The organism is Pseudomonas sp. Marseille-Q5299 (assembly GCF_943737035.1).
GTDB lineage: Bacteria > Pseudomonadota > Gammaproteobacteria > Pseudomonadales > Pseudomonadaceae > Aquipseudomonas > Aquipseudomonas putida_E.
The window spans coordinates 853,791-874,693 of sequence record NZ_CALSFR010000002.1 but is presented as its reverse complement, the minus strand read 5'-3'; the positions used below and the strand labels follow the sequence as shown (position 1 = coordinate 874,693).

Annotated in this window: 20 protein-coding genes; 10 read left to right on the top strand and 10 right to left on the bottom strand. The window is 62.1% G+C overall.

Annotated features, from left to right (window positions below):
• Positions 1-137: 137 nt before the first annotated feature.
• Together pcaH and pcaG are read left to right on the top strand one after the other, a co-directional pair.
• Positions 138-857 (top strand): protocatechuate 3,4-dioxygenase subunit beta, encoded by a 720-nt coding sequence (gene pcaH, locus NGJ21_RS08485; RefSeq protein WP_046784708.1) that lies wholly within the window; start codon positions 138-140, stop codon positions 855-857.
• Between the two features lie 10 nt (positions 858-867).
• Positions 868-1,473, top strand: a complete 606-nt coding sequence (gene pcaG / locus NGJ21_RS08480; RefSeq protein WP_046784709.1) for a protocatechuate 3,4-dioxygenase subunit alpha — start codon at positions 868-870, stop codon at positions 1,471-1,473.
• Between the two features lie 38 nt (positions 1,474-1,511).
• Here pcaG and trmA read toward each other — a convergent pair whose 3' ends face one another.
• From trmA to NGJ21_RS08465, 3 genes are all read right to left on the bottom strand, one after another.
• The gene (trmA, locus tag NGJ21_RS08475; protein ID WP_046784710.1) at positions 1,512-2,597 is read right to left on the bottom strand and encodes a tRNA (uridine(54)-C5)-methyltransferase TrmA; all 1,086 of its coding nucleotides are present in this window, start codon (positions 2,595-2,597) and stop codon (positions 1,512-1,514) included.
• Positions 2,594-3,889, bottom strand: a complete 1,296-nt coding sequence (locus tag NGJ21_RS08470) for an NCS2 family permease (protein ID WP_046784711.1) — start codon at positions 3,887-3,889, stop codon at positions 2,594-2,596. The genes trmA and NGJ21_RS08470 overlap by 4 nt, the downstream gene beginning before the upstream one ends.
• A gap of 154 nt (positions 3,890-4,043) precedes the next feature.
• Complete coding sequence (locus NGJ21_RS08465; protein ID WP_125923832.1) at positions 4,044-5,264, bottom strand: MFS transporter; 1,221 nt, start codon at positions 5,262-5,264, stop codon at positions 4,044-4,046.
• Positions 5,265-5,611: 347 nt separating this feature from the next.
• On the opposite strand from NGJ21_RS08465, the gene NGJ21_RS08460 reads away from it, so the two are divergent.
• Genes NGJ21_RS08460 through NGJ21_RS08450 form a run of 3 tightly spaced genes read left to right on the top strand, consistent with a single transcriptional unit; the run spans position 5,612 to position 8,223 of the window.
• Positions 5,612-7,048, top strand: a complete 1,437-nt coding sequence (locus NGJ21_RS08460; protein WP_046784713.1) for a cytochrome ubiquinol oxidase subunit I — start codon at positions 5,612-5,614, stop codon at positions 7,046-7,048.
• A gap of 3 nt (positions 7,049-7,051) precedes the next feature.
• On the top strand, positions 7,052-8,059 hold the full coding sequence (gene cydB / locus NGJ21_RS08455; protein WP_012312717.1) for a cytochrome d ubiquinol oxidase subunit II: 1,008 nt from the start codon (positions 7,052-7,054) through the stop codon (positions 8,057-8,059).
• An 8-nt stretch (positions 8,060-8,067) separates the two neighbouring features.
• A complete protein-coding gene (locus NGJ21_RS08450) occupies positions 8,068-8,223 on the top strand; it encodes a DUF2474 domain-containing protein (RefSeq protein ID WP_080765861.1) in 156 nt (51 codons plus the stop codon).
• A gap of 32 nt (positions 8,224-8,255) precedes the next feature.
• Here the strand turns inward: NGJ21_RS08450 and NGJ21_RS08445 are convergent, their stop codons facing one another.
• Complete coding sequence (locus tag NGJ21_RS08445) at positions 8,256-9,380, bottom strand: methyltransferase (protein ID WP_046784714.1); 1,125 nt, start codon at positions 9,378-9,380, stop codon at positions 8,256-8,258.
• Between the two features lie 92 nt (positions 9,381-9,472).
• Positions 9,473-10,183, bottom strand: coding sequence for an autoinducer binding domain-containing protein (locus tag NGJ21_RS08440; protein ID WP_046784715.1), 711 nt, complete (start codon positions 10,181-10,183; stop codon positions 9,473-9,475).
• Between the two features lie 212 nt (positions 10,184-10,395).
• On the opposite strand from NGJ21_RS08440, the gene NGJ21_RS08435 reads away from it, so the two are divergent.
• Positions 10,396-11,172 carry a ferredoxin--NADP reductase gene (locus NGJ21_RS08435; protein ID WP_115273571.1) on the top strand — a complete coding sequence of 259 codons (777 nt, stop codon included), beginning with the start codon at positions 10,396-10,398 and terminating at the stop codon, positions 11,170-11,172.
• A gap of 62 nt (positions 11,173-11,234) precedes the next feature.
• Here the strand turns inward: NGJ21_RS08435 and mscL are convergent, their stop codons facing one another.
• Entirely contained in the window at positions 11,235-11,654 is a 420-nt protein-coding gene (gene mscL / locus NGJ21_RS08430; protein WP_012312722.1) for a large-conductance mechanosensitive channel protein MscL, read from the bottom strand.
• 176 nt (positions 11,655-11,830) lie between these two features.
• Between mscL and radA the strand changes: the two genes are divergently transcribed.
• Positions 11,831-13,198, top strand: a complete 1,368-nt coding sequence (gene radA, locus NGJ21_RS08425) for a DNA repair protein RadA (RefSeq protein ID WP_042111159.1) — start codon at positions 11,831-11,833, stop codon at positions 13,196-13,198.
• A 96-nt stretch (positions 13,199-13,294) separates the two neighbouring features.
• Here the strand turns inward: radA and NGJ21_RS08420 are convergent, their stop codons facing one another.
• The 3 genes from NGJ21_RS08420 to NGJ21_RS08410 all read right to left on the bottom strand — a co-directional run bounded on the left by NGJ21_RS08420 (position 13,295) and on the right by NGJ21_RS08410 (position 15,826).
• Positions 13,295-14,812 carry a nucleobase:cation symporter-2 family protein gene (locus NGJ21_RS08420; protein WP_046784717.1) on the bottom strand — a complete coding sequence of 506 codons (1,518 nt, stop codon included), beginning with the start codon at positions 14,810-14,812 and terminating at the stop codon, positions 13,295-13,297.
• 263 nt (positions 14,813-15,075) lie between these two features.
• On the bottom strand, positions 15,076-15,441 hold the full coding sequence (locus NGJ21_RS08415; protein ID WP_046784718.1) for a PilZ domain-containing protein: 366 nt from the start codon (positions 15,439-15,441) through the stop codon (positions 15,076-15,078).
• A gap of 103 nt (positions 15,442-15,544) precedes the next feature.
• Positions 15,545-15,826 carry a lytic polysaccharide monooxygenase gene (locus NGJ21_RS08410; RefSeq protein WP_231386145.1) on the bottom strand — a complete coding sequence of 94 codons (282 nt, stop codon included), beginning with the start codon at positions 15,824-15,826 and terminating at the stop codon, positions 15,545-15,547.
• A 248-nt stretch (positions 15,827-16,074) separates the two neighbouring features.
• Here NGJ21_RS08410 and NGJ21_RS08405 point away from each other — a divergent pair, with 248 nt between their 5' ends.
• The 3 genes from NGJ21_RS08405 to yjiA all read left to right on the top strand — a co-directional run bounded on the left by NGJ21_RS08405 (position 16,075) and on the right by yjiA (position 19,402).
• Positions 16,075-18,141 (top strand): carbon starvation CstA family protein, encoded by a 2,067-nt coding sequence (locus NGJ21_RS08405; protein WP_119688274.1) that lies wholly within the window; start codon positions 16,075-16,077, stop codon positions 18,139-18,141.
• A 13-nt stretch (positions 18,142-18,154) separates the two neighbouring features.
• Entirely contained in the window at positions 18,155-18,352 is a 198-nt protein-coding gene (locus NGJ21_RS08400) for a YbdD/YjiX family protein (RefSeq protein ID WP_008094130.1), read from the top strand.
• Between the two features lie 72 nt (positions 18,353-18,424).
• Positions 18,425-19,402 (top strand): GTPase, encoded by a 978-nt coding sequence (yjiA, locus tag NGJ21_RS08395; protein ID WP_119688275.1) that lies wholly within the window; start codon positions 18,425-18,427, stop codon positions 19,400-19,402.
• Here yjiA and NGJ21_RS08390 read toward each other — a convergent pair.
• Positions 19,338-20,849 (bottom strand): methylenetetrahydrofolate reductase C-terminal domain-containing protein, encoded by a 1,512-nt coding sequence (locus tag NGJ21_RS08390; protein ID WP_115273575.1) that lies wholly within the window; start codon positions 20,847-20,849, stop codon positions 19,338-19,340. The two genes, yjiA and NGJ21_RS08390, sit on opposite strands and share 65 nt — an antisense overlap.
• Between the last annotated feature and the right edge of the window lie 54 nt (positions 20,850-20,903).

Here is a 20,903-nt window from a genome sequence, read left to right as displayed (position 1 = left end):
CCAAAGGTACTAATGCATAACCATTTGGTTAAGTAACGGTCGGCGGAATTCAATATTCATCTGGGGCGACCTATCCGAAACTGCAAGTCCGCCTGCGAACCACAGGCGCTTTGATAACTCCAAGAGAGGAAAACGGCATGCCCGCCCAGGACAACAGCCGCTTCGTGATCCGTGATCGCAACTGGCACCCCAAGGCCCTGACCCCCGACTACAAGACTTCCATTGCCCGCTCGCCGCGCCAGGCATTGGTCAGCATCCCGCAGTCGATCAGCGAAACCACCGGCCCGGACTTCACCCACCTGGGCTTCGGCGCCCACGACCATGACCTGCTGCTGAACTTCAACAACGGCGGCCTGCCGATTGGTGAGCGTATCATCGTTGCTGGCCGTGTCGTCGACCAGTACGGCAAGCCAGTGCCCAATACCTTGGTAGAGATCTGGCAGGCCAACGCCGGCGGCCGTTACCGCCACAAGAACGACCGCTACCTGGCCCCGCTGGACCCGAATTTCGGTGGTGTCGGCCGCTGCCTGACCGACAGTGAAGGCTACTACAGCTTCCGCACCATCAAGCCCGGCCCATACCCATGGCGCAACGGCCCGAACGACTGGCGCCCGGCGCACATCCACGTCGCTGTCAGCGGCCCGTCGATCGCCACCAAGCTGATCACCCAGCTGTACTTCGAGGGCGACCCGCTGATCCCGATGTGCCCGATCGTCAAGTCGATCGCCAACCCTGAAGCGGTGCAGCAACTGATCGCCAAGCTCGACATGAGCAACGCCAACCCCATGGATTGCCTGGCGTACCGCTTCGACATCGTGCTGCGCGGCCAGCGCAAAACCCACTTCGAAAACTGCTGAGGACCCCGCCATGCCAATCGAACTGCTGCCGGAAACCCCCTCGCAGACCGCCGGCCCCTACGTGCACATCGGCCTGGCCCTGGAAGCGGCCGGTAACCCTACCCGTGATCAGGAAATCTGGAACCGTCTGGCTAAGCCGCAGGCACCGGGTGAACACATCCTGCTGATCGGCCAGGTGTATGACGGCAACGGCCACCTGGTGCGCGATTCATTCCTGGAACTCTGGCAGGCCGATGCCAATGGCCAGTACCAGGATGACTACAACCTGGAAAACGCCTTCAACAGCTTCGGTCGCACCGCCACCACCTTCGATGCCGGTGAGTGGACCGTGCAGACCGTCAAGCCCGGTGTGGTGAACAACGCTGCCGGTGTGCCGATGGCCCCGCACATCAACATCAGCCTGTTTGCTCGCGGCATCAACATCCACTTGCACACGCGGCTGTATTTCGATGATGAGGCCGAAGCGAACGCCAAGTGCCCGGTGCTCAACCTGATCGAGCAGCCGCAGCGCCGTGAAACCTTGATTGCCAAGCGTTGCGAGGTGGATGGCAAGACGGCGTACCGTTTCGATATCCGTGTTCAGGGGGAAGGGGAGACGGTCTTCTTCGACTTCTGAATGTATTGGGGCTGCAAAGCAGCCCCAATTTCCGTCAATCAGCGCCGAACCAGCAATACCCCACTTTCCATGTGGTGGGTATACGGGAACTGGTCAAACAACGCACAGCGTTCGATGCGGTGCGTGTCCTGCAACTGCTCGATGTTGGCCGCCAGCGTTTCTGGATTGCACGAGATATACAGAATCCGTTCAAAACGCCGTGTCAGCTCGCAAGTATCCGGGTCCATCCCCGCGCGTGGTGGGTCGACGAATACGGTCCCGAACGCATAACTCTTCAGGTCGATCCCTTCCAGCCGTCGGAACGGACGAACCTCGTTCAGCGCCTGGGTCAGCTCTTCCGCTGACAGGCGCACCAAGCGCACGTTATCCACCGCGTTCTCTTCGAGGTTGCTCAGGGCGGCGTTGACCGAGGTCTTGCTGATCTCGGTGGCCAGCACCTGGCGTACGCGGGTGGCCAACGGCAGGGTGAAATTGCCGTTACCGCAGTACAGTTCCAGCAGGTCGTCATCGCGCTCGCCGATGGCGTCGTACGCCCAGCTCAGCATCTTCTGGTTCACCGCGCCATTGGGCTGGGTGAATGCGCCTTCCGGCTGGCGATAGCTGAACACCCGGCCAGCCACATCGAGTTTTTCCATGGCGTAATCACGGCCGATGACCAGCCGCTTGCCCTTGGAGCGGCCGATCAGGCTCACGCCCAGTTCTTCGGCCAACTGCCGTGCTGCCACTTCCCAGGCCTCGTCCAGCGGGCGGTGGTAGCACATCGTGACCATCGCATCGCCGGCAAGGGTGGTGAGGAACTCCACCTGGAACAGCCGATTGCTCAGTTCTTCACTGGCCTGCCAGGCAGCCTTGAGGCGCGGCATCAATGCGTTGATGCGCTCGCTGGCGATGGGGAAATCGTCGATCAGGATGGCCTTGTGCTTCTCGCCCGGGGCGAACATCGCATAGTGGCGCTGGCCATCCTCGCGCCACAGGCGGAACTCGGCACGCAAGCGGTAATGCTCGCGCGGCGAGTCGAACACAGCGGGCTGCGGCGCACCGAAGGGGGCCAGCAGCTCGCGCAGGCGGGTAACCTTGGCCTGCAGTTGCGCGTCGTAGGCGCTAGGGTCGAAGGCAGCACTCATGCGTTGAACCAGCCCAGCTTGATGACGAACAGGATGGAAAGGATCACCAGTGCCGGGTTCAGGTCGCGGCGGCGGCCGGAGATCAGCTTGACGGCGGTCCAGCAGATGAAGCCGAAGGCGATGCCGTTGGCGATCGAGTAGGTCAGCGGCATGGCCAGGGCGGTGACCACCACCGGTGCGGCCTCGGTCACGTCGTCCCAGTTTATTTCCGCCAGGCCCGAAGCCATCAGCACGGCGACGAACAGCAGCGCCGGTGCGGTGGCAAAGGCCGGTACGCTACCGGCCAGCGGGGCGAAGAACAGCGCCAGCAGGAACAGCACGGCCACCACGATGGCGGTCAGGCCGGTGCGGCCACCGGCGCTCACGCCTGCCGCCGACTCGATGTAGCTGGTGGTGGTCGAGGTGCCCAGCAGCGAACCGGCCATGGCCGCAGTGCTGTCGGCGATCAGGGCACGGCCCATCTTCGGCATGTGGCCGTCCTTGCCCATCAGGCCGGCGCGCTTGGCCACGGCGATCAGGGTGCCGGAGTTGTCGAACAGGTCGACGAACAGGAAAGCGAAGATCACGCTGACCAGGCCTACGTCGAGTGCCCCGGCGATGTCCAGCTGCAGGAAGGTCGGTGCCAGCGAAGGGGGCATCGACACGATACCGCCGAACGGCGTGACGCCCATGGCGATCGCAGCGACCGTCACGGCGAGAATACCGATCAGCACCGCGCCGCGCACCTTGAGCGCTTCAAGGCCCACGATCAGGAAGAAGCCCAGCGTGGCAAGGATCACCGACGGCTGCTTGAGGTCGCCCATGCCCACCAGGGTGGCCGGGTTATCGACGACGATGCCGGCGTTATGCAGGGCGATGAGCGCCAGAAACAGGCCAATGCCCGCGGCAATGGCCGAGCGCAGCGGCAGCGGGATGCTGTTTACGATCCACTCGCGGATGCGGAAGATCGACAGCAGGAAGAACATCACCGCCGAGAGGAACACCGCGCCCAACGCGACCTGCCAAGTGTGCCCCATGTGCAGGACCACGGTGTAGGTGAAGAACGCGTTCAAGCCCATGCCCGGCGCCAAGGCGATGGGGTAGTTGGCGATCAGGCCCATGGTCGCCGAGCCGATGGCGGCAGCCAGGCAGGTGGCGACGAAGATCGCGCCCTTGTCCATGCCGGTTTCGCCAAGAATGCTCGGGTTGACGAACAGGATGTAGGCCATGGCCAGGAAGGTGGTGACGCCCGCAAGAATCTCGGTGCGCACGTTGGTGTTGTGTGCTCTTAGTTGAAACAGCCTTTCCAGCATGCCCGCTCCCCGAGGCGCCCCCGGCGCCGTGAATGTATCGACCCCATCAGCAAAGCACAGACCGTAACGGCTGCCGTGGTTTTGCGTGGGGAGGAAAAAAGCCGCGCATCATACCAGCATGGCTGGCAGGGGCCTATGGCCGTTCAGGCCCCCGTCAACCATTGTGCAACCGATCCCGCGTGGCCAGTGTCGGGAACAACTTTATCCACACTCCGGTCACCACCAAGGTGCCGACGCCACCCAGCACCACCGCCGGCACCGTGCCGAACCAGTGCGCCGTGACCCCCGATTCGAATTCACCGAGCTGATTGGAGGCACCGATGAACAGGCCGTTGACTGCGCTTACCCGGCCACGCATCTCATCCGGCGTCTCCAGTTGCACGAACGCACCGCGTATCACCATGCTGATCATGTCTGCTGCACCCAGCACCACCAGTACCGCCAGCGAGAACCAGAATGAGGTCGACAGGCCAAAGGCGATGGTTGCCACGCCGAACACCCCGACTGCGGTGAACATGGTGCGGCCGACCTTGCGCTCCACCGGGAAGCGCGCCAGCCAGAACGACATCAACAGCGCGCCCACCGCTGGCGCCGACCGCAACAGGCCCAGGCCCCAAGGGCCGGTGAGCAGGATATCCTTGGCGAACACTGGTAGCAGTGCGGTGGCGCCACCCAGCAGTACGGCGAACAGGTCGAGGGAAATCGCCCCGAGAATGTCTGGCCGGCTGCGGATGAAACGCACGCCTGCCAGTAGCGACTCCAGGCTGGCGCGACCGCGTTGCGGCACTTGCTGGCGCGAATCCAGGGTCAGCATAAGCAGGCAGGCAATGGCATACAGGGCCACGGTCGGGCCATACACCCAGGTACTGCCGAAGGCATACAGGAGCCCACCCACGGCCGGGGCGACGATGGTCGCCGCCTGGGTGGCCGAGGCTGAGGCCGCTACGGCCCGAGGAAACAGCCCGGGCGGCACCACATTGGGCAGCAGCGCCTGGGTGGCGGGCATTTCGAACGAGCGGGTGGCTCCGAGCAGGAAGGCGAGGGCGAAGATCAGTTCGCGGCTGACGTTGTCGGTGGCGCTGCCCAAGGCCAGCACCAGGGCGATCAACCCCTGCAGCGTCTGGCACAGGGCCGCGACCTTGCGCCGGTCATAGCGGTCGGCGACGTGCCCGGTGTGCAGCATGAACAGCACCCGCGGCGCGAATTCGACGAGGCCTACCAGGCCCAGGTCGAGCACATTGCCGGTCAATTGGTAGAGGTGCCAGCCAATGGCAACGGTAAGCATCTGAAAACCGCTGGCGGTGAACACCCGGGCCAGCCAAAAGGCAATGAAAGGTCGGTGATGGCGCAACAACTGCGGTGCGGAATCGGACATCGGAAACCTGTGGCCTCGGCGCAGTAGAGGGGGGGCGGCAGATTATCATCTGTTTGTAACAAACGGTTACTGTTTGCCGTTGTCGACACGGTTTCTTCGGCTCTGGAAGGGGGTGGGGCAACCGGTCACGCGGCAAACAACCGCACCGCCTGCCGGGCCATTCGGGACTATGCTTGCTATCAATCGTTGATCTGGATCAATCGTTCCAGAAACAACGATTTGGCCAGTGGGCCGAAATCCCTGCGATCGAACAGAACAATTCCAACGTGCCGCACTCGACACTAACGCGGGGGCAGTGGGCGACGGGCCACGAGCCCGGAAGCCGGATTACCTGAAGAGGAAGCACCATGTTCGGAATAGAAGCCCTCGAGCTCGCCCGAATTCAGTTTGCCTTTACCGTGTCGTTCCACATCCTGTTCCCGGCCATCACCATTGGCCTTGCGAGTTACCTGGCGGTTCTCGAAGGCCTTTGGCTGAGGACCCATGAGCAGGTCTACCGTGACCTTTACCACTTCTGGTCGAAGATCTTCGCCGTCAACTTCGGTATGGGGGTGGTTTCCGGCCTGGTCATGGCCTACCAGTTCGGTACCAACTGGAGTCGTTTTTCCGACTTCGCCGGCGCTGTCACGGGCCCCCTGCTCACTTATGAGGTGCTGACCGCGTTCTTCCTCGAGGCGGGCTTCCTCGGCGTCATGCTGTTTGGCTGGAACCGCGTGGGCCGCGGCCTGCATTTCTTCTCCACCGTGATGGTGGCATTGGGTACGCTGGTGTCGACCTTCTGGATCCTGGCGTCCAACAGCTGGATGCAGACCCCGCAAGGCCACGAGATCATCGACGGTCGGGTCGTCCCGGTGGACTGGCTGGCGATCATCTTCAACCCGTCGTTCCCCTACCGCCTGATGCACATGGCCACCGCCGCGTTCGTTGCCACAGCCTTCTTCGTTGGTGCCTCGGCGGCCTGGCACCTGCTGCGCGGGCGCGATAACCCGGCGGTGCGCAAGATGCTGTCGATGGCCATGTGGATGGCGCTGATCGTCGCCCCCATCCAGGCTGTGATCGGTGATTTCCACGGGCTTAACACCCTCAAGCATCAGCCGGTGAAGATTGCCGCAATCGAAGGCCACTGGGAGAACGTTCCTGGCGAGCCGACCCCGCTGATCCTGTTCGGCATCCCGGACATGGAAGCCGAAACCACCCGCTTCAAGGTCGAAATCCCGGCGCTCGGTAGCCTGATCCTTACCCACAGCCTGGATAAGCAAGTGCCGGCGATGAAGGAGTTCCCGCCAGAAGACCGTCCCAATTCGACCATTGTCTTCTGGTCGTTCCGGGTCATGGTCGGGCTTGGCTTCCTGATGATCTTCGTTGGCCTGTGGAGCCTCTGGCTGCGCAAACGCGGCACCCTCTACACTTCACGCCCGTTCCTGTACCTGACACTGTGGATGGGCCCATCGGGCCTGATCGCCATTCTTGCCGGCTGGTTCACCACCGAGATCGGCCGCCAGCCGTGGGTGGTGTACGGCCTGATGCGTACCTCGGAGGGTGTCTCCAACCATAGCTACGCCCAGCTGGGCTTTACCCTGATTGCATTCGTGGTGGTGTACTTCGCGCTGTTCGGCACTGGCCTGGGCTACATGATGCGCCTTGTGCGCAAAGGGCCGAAAACGGGCGAGGGCGACGAGCACACCCCTGGCGGTCCCGGCCAGAAACGCACGCCGGCACGGCCGCTTTCCGCCGCCGATGAAGGCCGCAAGGCCACTGCCCCCAGCCTGAGCAAGGAGAACTGAGCCATGGGTATCGACCTTCCGCTGATCTGGGCCGTGATCATCATCTTCGGTGTCATGATGTACGTGGTGATGGACGGGTTCGATCTGGGCATCGGCATGCTCTTCCCCTTCGTCAAGGCTGAGCAGGACCGGGATGTGATGATGAACACCGTCGCCCCCGTATGGGACGGTAACGAAACCTGGCTGGTCCTGGGCGGCGCCGGTTTGTTCGGGGCCTTCCCGATGGCCTATTCGGTGGTGCTCGAAGCGCTTTATCTGCCGCTGATCCTCATGCTGATCGGCCTGATCTTCCGCGGAGTGGCCTTCGAGTTCCGTTTCAAGGCCAAGGACGACAAGCGCCACATCTGGGACAAGGCGTTCATCGGCGGTTCACTGGTGGCGACTTTCTTCCAGGGGGTCGCGTTGGGGGCATTCATCGAGGGCTTCAAGGTAGTGGACCGGCATTACGCCGGCGGCACGCTCGACTGGCTGACCCCGTTCAGCCTGTTCAGTGGCCTGGGCCTGATCGTCGCGTACACTTTGCTCGGGTGCACCTGGCTGATCATGAAGACCGAGGGGCCTCTGCAAGCGCAGATGCACAAGCTCGGCCGGCCGCTGGCCCTGGTGTTGCTGGTGGTGATCGGCATCGTCAGCTTGTGGACGCCGATCGCTTACCCACAGATTGCCGATCGCTGGTTCAGCATGCCCAACCTGATCTGGTTCATGCCGGTACCGCTTCTCGTGCTGGTAACGTTCTACGGTTTGTTCAAGGCAGTGGCGCGCAGTGCCAACTACACCCCGTTCCTGCTGACGTTGGTGCTGATCTTCCTTGGCTACAGCGGCCTGGGCATCAGCCTCTGGCCGTATATCATCCCGCCGTCGATCTCGATCTGGGATGCAGCTGCGCCGCCACAGAGCCAGGGCTTCATGCTGGTCGGCACATTGTTCATCCTGCCATTCATCCTGGGGTATACCTTCTGGAGCTATTACGTGTTCCGCGGCAAGGTCACCCACGAAGACGGCTATCACTAGGAGGGCCCATCATGGCTGGCAAACATGGCCTTGAAGAGAAGAAACCCCTGTGGCAACGCCTGGGCTGGTTGTTGCTGATCTGGGCTTTGAGCGTGGCCGCCCTGGGCGTGGCGGCCTATGTGATGCGGCTGTTCATGAGCGCGGCGGGGCTGACCACGCATTGAGGGCCGTGGGGCTGCACTGAGCAGCCCCCGCTTCACTTGCGGGCTTTGAGGATCACGAACTTCGGTGTCGCGGCCACCTGTTCAACTCCCCGGAACAGGCGCGCCAGCTTGCTGTGATAGCCCAAGTGGCGATTACCGACGATATACAACGCACCGCCGACCACCAATGCCTCACGCGCCTGCTGGAACATGCGCCAGGCAAGGAAGTCGCCCACCACCTGCTGTTGATGGAACGGCGGGTTGCACAGCACCACATCCAGCGATTGCTTTTCCACCCCCGCCAGGCCATCGCCTGCCACTACCGTCACCGCGCGATCGCCCAGCGCAGCCTGCCAGTTTTCCTGCGCCGACTGCACCGCCATGTACGATTCATCCACCAGTGTGTAGTGCGCCTGGGGGTTGGCCAGCGCGCTGGCGATGGCCAGCACGCCGTTGCCGCAACCCAGGTCGGCGACACGTGCATTGCCCAAGTCGTGTGGCAGGTGTGGGAGGAAGGCCCGCGTGCCGATGTCCAGGCCGTCGCGGCAGAATACGTTGGCATGGTTGAGCAGTTCGAGCGCAGGTGAGTCGAGGCGGTAGCGGGTCGGGTACGGGGAGCTGGCGGCAGGGCGCTGGGCGAAGGTGGCCGTCAGCAGGCGCGCTTTTTTTTGCGCCAGCGAAGCCTGTACCGGGCCGATGTACTTCTCCAGCAGATCACCCGCAGCCCGTGGCAAGTGTTTGATCATGGCCGCAGCGATGACCTGTGCGCCGGGCGCCAGGTGGCCTTGCAACCTGATCAGTTGCTCTTCGAGCAGTGCAAGTGTTTTCGGCACGCGCACCAGTACGCGATCGAAGTGCCCCTGCCAATGCTCGCTGGCGGGCACGAAAGGTACGCTGTCGAATGCCTTGCCGTTACGCGCGAGGTTTTTTTCCAGGGCCATGTGGGCCAGGTGCGAGTCACCGCTGCTGACCACCGGCACGTGGTCGACCAGGCTGGCGGCCAGCGCGCCGAAGCTGTCATTGAGTACCAGCACCCTGCTCCCGGCCGCCAGTTGCTGAGCGTGCAACTGCTCGAGCAGGTATTCATCGGCGGCGTCAAAGGCCTGCAACGGGTCGTTGGCCTGGTCCGGCTGGCGGATCAGGTCGAGTTCGGCGTAGGGTGTGATCAACAGGGGCATGGCATCAGGCTCGGGCACGGGTCGCCCGTCACAGATCGTCACGGGCTTCGGTACGCGATTCTACAGGGCTTTGCCTCTGGTCGCAGGCCGGGTTATTGATCGATCAGGCCTCGCATCACGGCAATGGCGACGGCGCCTGCCTTGTTGGAAGCATTGGTCTTGGTAATCACGCTGCGGATATGGAAGTTCACTGTGCTTTGCGACAGTGACAGAATGCAGGCGACGTCGGCGGCGGTCTTGCCGGCGGCCGACCATTTCAGCACCTCGAGTTCCCGATCGCTCATCTTCAGCGGCGAACTCAACTTGGCCAGGTGATGCTCACAAATGGTGTCGTGCAGCGTATGGCACAGCCATTGTACTTGGCCGGCCTTGTCGTACAGCTCGTGGGTGTCGATCTTGCCACAGGGCCGTGCCACGCTGACTTGGGTCTCGTTGTGCCTGAGGTCATGCAGCGATTGTGTCCAGCCGTGGCGCAGGCCATGTTTGCAGGCCTGCTCACGAAAATCCGGCGCTTCGCGATACAACTCATCGGTCCACAGTACCGGCCCGGTCGACGTGTGACTCAATGCTGCTGCCGAGTCCTGCTTGTAGAACTCGTCGCGTTGATAACGCTCGATCCAGGCAAGCGGGTAGTTACTGTACAGGTAGAGCCTGGGTGCCTGGGCTGCAAGCTGAATGCGAAGCTTGAGCCCCATGAACTCCATGCCCAGGTCCTGTGCCAGGTGAACCGCGAGGTCGAACACCTTTTGCGGGGTACTTTCGTTGACCAAGCGGTCTAAATGCTCGTGATTCCAGTGAGGCATCAACCCTCTCCCTTGCGTCCAGAGGACCCAATCCGTTTGCATACCGGTGGGATTGTAGGAAAAGACCGAGCGTTTTGTTGGGATTTTTTTGTTAAGAATGTCTCATCATTCCAGGACAGCAGCCAGGCCGTGGCCTGTGACCCTACAATCGAACGGTTTTTATCCTGGCCGCTTTGCGCGACACTGTGCGCACGCTATTCACGGAGCCCGTCATGACCGCCAGTGCCGAAAAGTTTACCCGCCAGACCTTGCTGGACGTCCAGCCACTGACGCCTGGCCTGTTCAGCCTGCGGGTGACTCGCGATCCGGGGTTTCGCTTTCGGGCCGGGCAATTCGCCCGGCTTGGCGTGACCAAGGCCGATGGCAGCGTGGTCTGGCGTGCTTACTCGATGGTCAGTGCGCCGCATGACGAGTATTTAGACTTCTTCTCCATCGTGGTCCCGGGCGGGGAGTTCACCAGCGAGCTCAGCCGCCTTGGCGAGGGTGATTCACTGCTGATCGACCGCCAGGCATTTGGCTACCTGACCCTTGATCGCTTCGTCGGTGGCCGTGACCTGTGGCTGTTGGCGACCGGTACCGGCATTGCGCCGTTCATGTCGATCCTGCAGGACTTCGAGGCCTGGGAGCGTTTCGACAACATCAAACTGGTGTATTCGGTACGCGAGGCCAAGGAGCTGGCCTATGTGGATGACATTGCCGGGCTTGAACAGCGTGATTACCTGGCAGAGTTTGCAGGCAAGCTGCAATTCATTCCCGTGGTTACCCGTGAGCAGTATCCGGACGCGCTGAATGCACGCATCACTACACTGATCGAGAATGGCGAGCTGGAAAAGGCGGCGGGGCTGGAACTGTCGCCTGAGCACTCACGGATCATGCTTTGCGGCAACCCGCAAATGATCGATGAGACCCGCAAGGTGCTCAAGGCGCGTGACCTGCAGTTGAGCTTGAGCAAGCGGCCTGGGCAGGTGGCGGTGGAGAACTACTGGTAGCTGCAAGCTGCAAGCTACAAGTGCTGCCCTTGAGCGGCCTTACGCTTGCAGCTTGCCACTTTTCAAGGCAGGCGATTCTGGTTCTGCGACTTGAGCAGGTCACGAATCTCGGTCAGCAGCGTTTCCTGAGGGGTCGGGGTCGGCGGGGCGCTTGGCGCAACGGCCTCTTCGCGTTTCAGGCGGTTGATCGCCTTGACACCCATGAAGATGGCGAAGGCCACGATCACGAAGTCGATCACGGTCTGGATGAACTTGCCGTAGGCCAGCACCACGGCCGGTATATCGCCCTCAGCCGCCTTCAAGGTAATGGCCAGGTCACTGAAGTCCACGCCTCCGATCAATATCCCCAGTGGCGGCATGATGATATCGCCGACGAATGAGGAGACTATCTTGCCGAATGCAGCGCCGATAATGATACCGACTGCCATGTCGACGACATTGCCCTTGACCGCGAAGGCCTTGAACTCACTGATCATTCCCATGTTCGATTCCCTTGTGACAAATGGTGATGTTTACGCAGTGTAAGCCACTGCATCGCTTCATGCGTGCCGTTCACGGGTAGTGACTGCGCTTGGAACGAATAGTTTTGTCGCATGCCGACGCGCTCGAGACACGTCTGCGTCGGCTATCATGGCGATTTTTCCAGGAGACCCTGCCCATGGCCAAGGCCAAGCGCTTGTATGGCTGCACCGAGTGCGGCGCTACCTTTCCCAAATGGGCCGGCCAGTGTGGCGAATGCGGGGCGTGGAACACCCTGGTCGAAACCATGATCGAGAGCGGCGGTGCGGCGGCACCCAGCGGTCGCGCCGGCTGGACCGGGCAACAGGCGCAGATCAAGACCCTGGCCGAAGTCAGCGTCGAGGAAATTCCGCGGTTCACCACCAGCAGCACCGAACTCGATCGTGTGCTGGGCGGCGGCCTGGTCGACGGTTCGGTGGTGTTGATCGGCGGTGACCCGGGCATCGGCAAATCGACCATTCTGCTGCAGACCTTGTGCAACATCGCCGTGGGCATGCCGGCGCTGTATGTCACCGGCGAAGAGTCGCAGCAGCAGGTGGCCATGCGCTCACGCCGCCTGGGGCTGCCCCAGGACCAGCTCAAAGTGATGACCGAGACCTGTATCGAAACGATCATCGCCACCGCGCGCCAGGAAAAGCCCCGGGTCATGGTCATCGATTCGATCCAGACCATCTTCACCGAGCAATTGCAATCAGCGCCCGGCGGTGTCGCCCAGGTGCGCGAAAGTGCGGCATTGCTGGTGCGCTATGCCAAGCAGAGTGGCACGGCGATCTTCCTGGTCGGCCATGTCACCAAGGAAGGCTCGCTGGCAGGCCCGCGGGTGCTGGAGCACATGGTCGACACCGTGTTGTATTTCGAGGGAGAGTCCGATGGCCGCTTGCGCTTGCTGCGCGCGGTGAAGAACCGCTTCGGTGCGGTCAATGAACTGGGGGTCTTCGGTATGACCGACCGTGGGCTCAAAGAGGTTTCCAACCCATCGGCGATCTTCCTCAACCGGGCTCAGGAAGAAGTACCGGGCAGCGTGGTCATGGCCACGTGGGAAGGTACCCGGCCGATGCTGGTAGAGGTACAGGCACTGGTCGATGACAGCCACCTGGCCAACCCGCGGCGTGTCACCCTGGGCCTGGACCAGAACCGGCTGGCCATGTTGCTGGCGGTGCTGCACCGCCATGGTGGTATTCCCACCCATGACCAGGACGTGTTTCTCAATGTCGTCGGCGGGGTGAAGGTCCTTGAAACCGCGTCGGACCTGGCCTTGTTGGCTGCGGTGATGTCCAGCCTGCGCAACCGGCCATTGGCCCACGGGCTGCTGGTATTTGGCGAGATTGGTTTGTCGGGCGAGGTGCGGCCGGTTCCCAGTGGCCAGGAGCGCCTCAAAGAAGCGGCAAAACATGGCTTCAAGCGGGCCATCGTGCCCAAGGGCAACGCACCGAAGGAATCACCGGCGGGGTTGCAGGTGATCGCCGTAACCCGGCTGGAACAGGCTCTGGACGCCTTGTTCGAATAAGCCGCTGGTTGTGCAGGCAATCGGCCGGTGCAGGCAAACAAAAAAGGGAGCCGACGATGCGCATCGGCTCCCTCTGGGTCACCGCTCAGTCAGCGGTCAGTGCTCGGCTACCGGCGTTCGCCTGGGCGCCGCATTGCCATGCTCGTCCAGCTCCAGCACCGGCACCTCATTGCCCTCTGCGTCGAACAGCTTGCCTTCCTTGAAGTAATCTCCATCACGCAGTGCAGAGATGTCCGAGTACTGGATGGTGCGCTCGTAGCCTGCCGCGAACACTGACTGCTGGTCTGAATTGCCTGCCGTGAAATGGTTGAAGATCAGGTTCAACACGATGGCCATGATCGCTGCCGAGCTGATGCCGGAGTGGAAGATGGTCTCGAACCAGTTCGGGAAGTGGTGGTAGAAGTTCGGCGCGGCAATCGGGATCATGCCAAAGCCCAGCGAGGCGGCGACGATGATCAGGTTGACGTTGTTCTTGTAGTTGACCTTGGACAGGGTGCGGATACCGCTGGCAGCCACAGTGCCGAACAGCACGATGCCTGCGCCGCCCAGTACCGGGGTTGGCACTGCTGCAATCACCCGGCCCATCACCGGCAGCAGGCCCAGCACTACCAGGATCACACCACCGGTGGCCACCACGTAGCGGCTCTTGACCCCGGTCACGGCCACCAGGCCTACGTTCTGCGCAAAGGCGCTCTGGGTGAAAGAGCCGAATACCGGTGCCAGGATGCTCGAAGCCATGTCGGCGCGCAGGCCATTGCCCAGGCGCTTGGAATCGACCTTGGTATCGATGATCTCACCCACGGCCAGGATGTCGGCCGAGGTTTCCACCAGGGTCACCATGATCACGATGCACATCGACAGGATCGCCGCGATGTGGAAGGTCGGCATACCGAAGTGGAACGGGGTGGGGAAGGCGAACATCGGGCCTTCGGCCACCTTGCTGAAGTCGGTCATGCCCAGCGCCCAGGCGATCAGGGTGCCGAAGACCATGGCCAGCAGGATCGACAGGCGCGAAATGGTCGCGCTGCCCAGTTTGCTCAGCAGCAGCACGATGGCGAACGTCAGCGCTGCCAGGCCGATGTTGGCCATGCTGCCGAATTCCGGCGAAGCACTGTTGCCGCCCATCACCCAGCGTGCGGCCACCGGCATCAAGGTCAGGCCGATGGTGGTGATGACGATACCGGTGACCAGAGGCGGGAAGAACTTGGTGATGCGCGAGAACACCGGGGTGATCAGAAAGCCGATCAGCGATGCCGCCATGACTGCGCCCAGCACGCCTGGCAAGCCGCCACCGTCCTGGCTGCTGAGAATCGCCCCCATGGTTGCCACGCCTGCGAACGACACGCCCTGCACCAACGGCAACTGGCATCCGAAGAAGGGCAGGCCGAGCGTTTGCAGCAGCGTGGCCAGGCCACCGGCAAACAGCGAGGCCGCGATCAGCATGCCGATCTCGGCACCATTGAGGCCCGCAGCCTGCCCCAGGATCAGGGGTACTGCGACGATCCCTCCATACATGGTCAGCACATGCTGAAGGCCATAGGCCAAGTTGGCTCCAAGGCCGAGGTTTTCGTCCTCGGGGCGCTTGGCGGGAGACGTGCTAGGGGACGTAGTCATTGAGCAGGCTCACTGTTTATTGTTGTGCCGCTACTGTAGACACTTCCTACAAATGATTGCTACAAGAATTGTATACAATATTTTGATTGGAGGGCGAACAAGCAGGCTTGCAGGGTGTGCAAGAACGCAATGCAGATCGCGTACCAACTCATTGAATACGGTGTTAGAGGGGTGTGTACAACGTTGCGATACCCAGGTTGAAAGCTGTCTGGGTAGACAAGAAACACAAGTTGGGAAAGCTATTAGCTAGCTAAGAGATCCCATTATTCGATGAGTTGTCGCAGCTCGCGCATCATTTCGGTGCTGTCGGCCACGTTCAATTCCACAAGACGGTGCAAATGGCTCATCGAATCGATGTCGATGTAGAGGCAGATGAACCCCAGCCGCTTCGCCTCTTCATGGCGTAGTTCCACCTGCATCTGCACATGGGTGTGCGGGTCCAGTTGGATGATCGCATCGAAATCCTGAGTGAGGTCGGCGTTCCACGGCTCAGGGCGCTCGATCAGCAGGCCCTTGAGCGACAGATCCAGGAGTTTGACCGGCCAGCGGCGATCGCCCTGGCGCAGTTCGGTGGGGGCGTCGAAGTCAATGCGCTGGAAGCGCCGGCGATCGTCGGAAGGAGTGGTCATGGCGGGCCCTCGTCAGTAGCACTGACTATAGACCAGCCATGGGCACTCCTGCCGGATGACGGGTAATACGGATGACATATGGCCGAGTCACCCGGCGCCACCGTTAGCTGGTGACGAAATCGAGGTCGACCACCTGATAGAAGGCCTTGTCGGTCTCGGCTATTTCCCAGACGCCCAGCAGTACGTGATAGCCCTGGCGTTCAGGTAGCTCCAAGGTATGCGTAGTGGGTTGTGCCGGCCACATCTGCTCGTCGGTGAAGCCCCAGTAAGGCTGAAGTTCATTGAGGAATGTGGCGAACGGCTGCGGTTCGAACTGGGCACGGGTCAGCGGCTCCCCGGCTTTCAGATGATCGACGCACGATTTCAGCGTGTGCAGATTCGTCAATCGCGTGTCTTCCAAGGGCAATCGGATTGCCTGATCATTGAAAGCGCGTGCCCCTTTCATGCACAGCTGGCAAAAATGACAGGCCCGCCAGGGCGCGTGTTGCTTCCCAGGCATGAGGTTGTACGGGTAGCGGCGTTCTAGAGCCTGTGCTCGCCACCGGCTGTATGCCAATTCGGGATGGTAAACCCTTCAAGCAAGCCCTAGACTCAAGGGGCTGTCTATTCCAACCACTTAGCTGGAAGCATGCCATGAACAACAATAACAGCCTGCTACGCCACATCCCGTGGCTGGCGCTGGCGGTCATAGGGGCTTGTGCGCTGGGTGTGGTCGCCCTGCGTCGAGGCGAGGCGATCAATGCCTTGTGGATCGTGGTCGCGGCAGTGGCCATCTACCTGGTCGCCTACCGTTACTACAGCCTGTTCATCGCCACCAAGGTGATGCAACTCGACCCTCGCCGAGCCACCCCTGCGGTGCTCAACAACGATGGCCTGGACTACGTCCCGACCAACAAACACATTCTTTTCGGTCACCACTTCGCCGCCATCGCTGGCGCCGGCCCCCTGGTCGGTCCCGTGCTTGCGGCGCAAATGGGCTACCTGCCTGGCACGCTCTGGCTGATCGCCGGCGTGGTGCTGGCCGGCGCGGTCCAGGACTTCATGGTCCTGTTCCTGTCTACCCGCCGCAACGGCCGCTCGCTGGGCGACATGGTGCGCGAGGAGATGGGGCGCATCCCTGGCACCATCGCCCTGTTCGGCTGCTTCCTGATCATGATCATCATCCTGGCGGTGCTGGCGCTGATCGTGGTCAAGGCCCTGGCTGAAAGCCCATGGGGCATGTTCACGGTGATGGCGACCATCCCGATCGCGATGTTCATGGGCATCTACATGCGCTACATCCGCCCGGGCCGTATCGGCGAGATCTCGGTCGTCGGCGTGGTACTGCTGCTGGCGTCGATCTGGCTGGGGGGCCAGATTGCCGCGGATCCGGTCTGGGGCCCGGCGTTCACCTTCACCGGCGTGCAGATCACCTGGATGCTGGTGGGTTATGGCTTCGTCGCTGCCGTGCTGCCAGTGTGGCTGGTGCTGGCGCCGCGTGACTACCTGTCGACCTTCCTCAAGATCGGCACCATCGTCGGCCTTGCCATCGGTATCCTGATCATCGCGCCAGAGCTGAAAATGCCTGCGCTGACCCAGTTCACCGACGGTACAGGCCCGGTGTGGAAGGGCACACTGTTCCCGTTCCTGTTCATCACCATCGCCTGTGGTGCGGTGTCCGGCTTCCACGCGCTGATTTCCTCGGGGACCACGCCGAAGCTGCTGGACAACGAAACCAACGCCCGCTACATCGGCTACGGCGGCATGCTGATGGAATCGTTCGTCGCCATCATGGCCATGGTCGCCGCCTCGGTCATCGAGCCAGGCGTTTATTTCGCCATGAACAGCCCGCCCGCAGTGGTCGGTGCCGACGTCGTGTCGGTGGCGCAGACGGTCAGCAGCTGGGGCTTCCTGATCACCCCCGAACAGCTTGAGGCCGTGGCCCGCGACATCGGCGAGCACACCATCCTGGCCCGTGCCGGTGGTGCGCCGACGCTGGCGGTGGGTATTGCGCAGATCCTGCACCAGGTGCTGCCGGGTGAAAACACCATGGCCTTCTGGTACCACTTCGCGATCCTGTTCGAAGCGCTGTTCATCCTGACCGCAGTGGACGCCGGTACCCGTGCCGGCCGCTTCATGCTGCAGGACCTGCTGGGCAGCTTCGTGCCGGCGCTCAAGCGTACCGAGTCGTGGACGGCCAACCTGATCGGCACGGCCGGCTGCGTGGCCCTTTGGGGTTACCTGCTGTATCAGGGCGTGATCGACCCGCTGGGTGGCATCAACACCCTGTGGCCGCTGTTCGGCATCTCCAACCAGATGCTGGCCGGTATCGCTCTGATGCTGGGCACGGTGGTATTGATCAAGATGAAGCGCCAGCGCTACATGTGGGTCACCTTGCTGCCAGCGGTGTGGCTGCTGATTTGCACCACCACTGCCGGGCTGATCAAACTGTTCGACCCGAACCCTGCGGTTGGCTTCCTGGCCCTGGCCGAGAAGTACAGCACCGCCCTGGACGCCGGCCAGGTGCTGGCCCCGGCCAAGGACATCGGGCAGATGCAGCACGTGATCTACAACGCCTACACCAACGCCGGGCTCACCGTGTTGTTCCTGATTGTGGTGTTCAGCGTGTTGTTCTTTGCCATCAAGGTCGGCTACGCCGCCCTCGGCCGCAAGGAACGCACCGACAAGGAAACCCCGTTCCAGGCACTGCCTGACGCTTGAGAGGAATGCTGCGATGTTCAACGACCTGGGTCGGCTGGGTAAATACCTGGGGCAGGCAGCCCGCCTGATGGTCGGCATGCCCGACTACGACAACTATGTCGAGCACATGCAGACCAAGCACCCGGACAAGCCGGTGATGAGCTACGAGGCGTTCTTCCGGGAACGCCAGGAAGCCCGCTACGGTGGCAAGTCCGGCCCCAAGTGCTGCTGATTCGGCACACTGCGTGAACCTGTGGGAGCCTGTGGGCTCCCACAGTCATTTTCAGCTTCAGGAGATTTCTGCGTGCAGACGCCAATTCCCGTAACCGTGCTCACCGGTTTTCTCGGTGCCGGCAAAACCACGTTGCTCAAGCACATGCTAAAAGCCGAGCACGGCCTGAAAATTGCCGTGATCGAGAACGAGTTCAGCGAGGCAGGCATCGACAGCCAGCTGTTGGGTGACGAGCCGGTGCAGGTCATGACCCTGGCCAACGGCTGTGTATGCTGCAGCATTCATGGCGACCTGACCCGTGCCCTGTTCCTGCTGCTCGAGCGCCTGGACGCCGGGGAGATCGCTTTCGATCGCCTGGTGATCGAATGCACTGGCCTGGCCGACCCCGCGCCGGTGGCGCAGACCTTCTTCGTCGAAGAGCAATTGCGCGACCGCTATATCCTCGATGGCATCATTACCCTGGTCGATGCGGCCCATGCCGAGCTGCATCTGGCTCAAACCATCGCGCAGGCCCAGGTGGGCTTTGCCGACCGCCTGTTGCTGAGCAAGACCGACCTGGTCGAGCCGGCGGCGGTGGACGCCTTGCGCGAGCGCCTGGCGCGTATCAATGGCCGTGCGGCGTTGCGCGTGGTCGAGCACGGCCGTATCGACCTGGCCGAACTGCTCGACGTGCGCGGGTTCAACCTCAACCCGGATCTGGGCGCCAACCTCAAGCCAACCCTGCGCCCGGCGTTCAAACCCGCCACACCTGATCGTATCTCGACCCTGGTGTTGCGTACCGAGGTCCCCCTGGACATCGACCGCCTCAGCGACTTCATGAACGAATTGCTCGAGACTCACGGCAAGCAACTGCTGCGCTATAAAGGTGTGCTCAACATTGCCGGAGAAGACCGTCGCCTGGTGTTCCAGGGCGTGCTCAAGCTCTATGGTTTCGATTGGGACGCCGAGTGGGCCGAAGGCGAAACGCGCGAAAGCGTGATGGTGTTCATTGCCGATGAACTGCCTGAGGCGAAGATTCGGGCGGGTTTCGAAGCGTTGGCTGCGGGCTGAACCGGGCAGGCGTCTGCACGGCGAACCACTGCGGCCATGAACTGCGGTGACGCGTTTGTACCTCGATGCAGGGGATCAGCCGTTCGGTGAGCACGGCGGTCTGTTGCACGGCTTTGGCGGTGCGGTATTTGACGCTGTGGATGCACTCGCGGTCGCCGAACTCACAGCGGTTCAGCGCAGTACCGCCACAGGGGCCGTTGGCCAGGCCCTTGGGGCAGGTTTCGGGGCAGATGTACAAGGTGTCTTCCAGGCGGCACCGGCCACAGGTGTCGCAGCCCAGCAGCGGGCGCTTCACGATGCGCTCCAGCCCGTGCAGCCAGCGGGCGCCGCTGTCGCTGGCCCACAGCGGCTGGCGCACGGCCCAGCCAAAGGTCTTGCTCAGCCAGTTGTTACGGCTGAACAACAGGGCGTGAAACCCATGCAGCAGGTGATAACGCAGTTTCTCCCTGGCGGTTGCGCTGACCCTCGACTGGCCTTGGCGCCAGTCTGCTTGTGGTGGGTGAAAGGTCACCGCCGGCAGGCCTGGCATCTGCCAGCTGCCGGCCCAGGCCGTTGTCCACTGTTCCTGTGAATGGACACGTGCTTGCCAGTCCTCGATGCGCGCCTCCAGGGCGAGCAGTTGCTTGAGTTCGTGAACACCTGAAAGGTGCACCCCGGCATACCCCATCAACTTTACGCCAATGATCTGCAGGGCCAGGCGATCAAGGCCGCGTGCCTGGGCATAGGCTTTGGATACGCCCGCTTCGGCCTCAAGCATGTCGCGCATCGACGGCGATACGGTAACGCCGGCGACATGCTCGAGCATCGCTGCACGGCCATGGCTCAGGCTCATCAGGCAGGCCAGTAGGGGCTTGGGTTCGGCCTGACGCCCCATCCACTGCATGGCCTCCAGATGCTTGCTGGCATCGAAGCCCAATTGCAGGGTGAGGAAATCGGCGCCCGCAGCGAGCTTCTTCTCTGCCTTGAAATACTGCGCACCGCCTTCCTCCTCGCGGTATTTGAATGGGTTGAGTGCAGCCCCCAGCAGCCAGTGGGGGCAGGCCTTGCGAGCAAGTTGCAGTGCGGCGACCGATTCCAGATAGCGCACCGGGCGCTCGCCTGGCTGGTGGCCTGGCAGGCGATCGCCGGTCAGTAGCAGCAATTGGTCGAGGCCGGCGGCGTCCATTCTTTTCAGCTGCGCGAGCAGATCATGGCGTTCACGGTCCTTGCCGGAAAAGTGGGGCAGGGCAGGGACGGGTTTACTGAAGCTGGACAGGGCGTCCAATGGTGAGAGGTCCAGCGGGCTGCCGACACGGTCGCCGATGGCTACGGTCATTGGCCAGCCGCACAAGTGCCCACGGGCCATGATCGCCTCCATCGCAGCGAAGCGTTCGGCCGACGGCTTGGGCACGAACTCCATGACGCAGACGAAGGTTTTTTCGCGCAGCGCCGATTTCAGCAGGCTCATGGCAATGGGGCACCTGGATTGTTCAGTGAGGCATTGTGCGACGCGTCTTGGGCG

Excerpts from the sequence above, each read along its gene's own strand:
- pcaH (WP_046784708.1), top strand. The coding sequence starts at position 138 with ATGCCCGCCCAGGACAACAGCCGCTTCGTGATCCGTGATCGCAACTGG.
- pcaG (WP_046784709.1), top strand. The coding sequence starts at position 868 with ATGCCAATCGAACTGCTGCCGGAAACCCCCTCGCAGACCGCCGGCCCC.
- trmA (WP_046784710.1), bottom strand. The coding sequence starts at position 2,597 with ATGAGTGCTGCCTTCGACCCTAGCGCCTACGACGCGCAACTGCAGGCC.
- NGJ21_RS08470 (WP_046784711.1), bottom strand. The coding sequence starts at position 3,889 with ATGCTGGAAAGGCTGTTTCAACTAAGAGCACACAACACCAACGTGCGC.
- NGJ21_RS08465 (WP_125923832.1), bottom strand. The coding sequence starts at position 5,264 with ATGTCCGATTCCGCACCGCAGTTGTTGCGCCATCACCGACCTTTCATT.
- NGJ21_RS08460 (WP_046784713.1), top strand. The coding sequence starts at position 5,612 with ATGTTCGGAATAGAAGCCCTCGAGCTCGCCCGAATTCAGTTTGCCTTT.
- cydB (WP_012312717.1), top strand. The coding sequence starts at position 7,052 with ATGGGTATCGACCTTCCGCTGATCTGGGCCGTGATCATCATCTTCGGT.
- NGJ21_RS08445 (WP_046784714.1), bottom strand. The coding sequence starts at position 9,380 with ATGCCCCTGTTGATCACACCCTACGCCGAACTCGACCTGATCCGCCAG.
- NGJ21_RS08440 (WP_046784715.1), bottom strand. The coding sequence starts at position 10,183 with ATGCCTCACTGGAATCACGAGCATTTAGACCGCTTGGTCAACGAAAGT.
- NGJ21_RS08435 (WP_115273571.1), top strand. The coding sequence starts at position 10,396 with ATGACCGCCAGTGCCGAAAAGTTTACCCGCCAGACCTTGCTGGACGTC.
- mscL (WP_012312722.1), bottom strand. The coding sequence starts at position 11,654 with ATGGGAATGATCAGTGAGTTCAAGGCCTTCGCGGTCAAGGGCAATGTC.
- radA (WP_042111159.1), top strand. The coding sequence starts at position 11,831 with ATGGCCAAGGCCAAGCGCTTGTATGGCTGCACCGAGTGCGGCGCTACC.
- NGJ21_RS08420 (WP_046784717.1), bottom strand. The coding sequence starts at position 14,812 with ATGACTACGTCCCCTAGCACGTCTCCCGCCAAGCGCCCCGAGGACGAA.
- NGJ21_RS08415 (WP_046784718.1), bottom strand. The coding sequence starts at position 15,441 with ATGACCACTCCTTCCGACGATCGCCGGCGCTTCCAGCGCATTGACTTC.
- NGJ21_RS08405 (WP_119688274.1), top strand. The coding sequence starts at position 16,075 with ATGAACAACAATAACAGCCTGCTACGCCACATCCCGTGGCTGGCGCTG.
- NGJ21_RS08400 (WP_008094130.1), top strand. The coding sequence starts at position 18,155 with ATGTTCAACGACCTGGGTCGGCTGGGTAAATACCTGGGGCAGGCAGCC.
- NGJ21_RS08390 (WP_115273575.1), bottom strand. The coding sequence starts at position 20,849 with ATGAGCCTGCTGAAATCGGCGCTGCGCGAAAAAACCTTCGTCTGCGTC.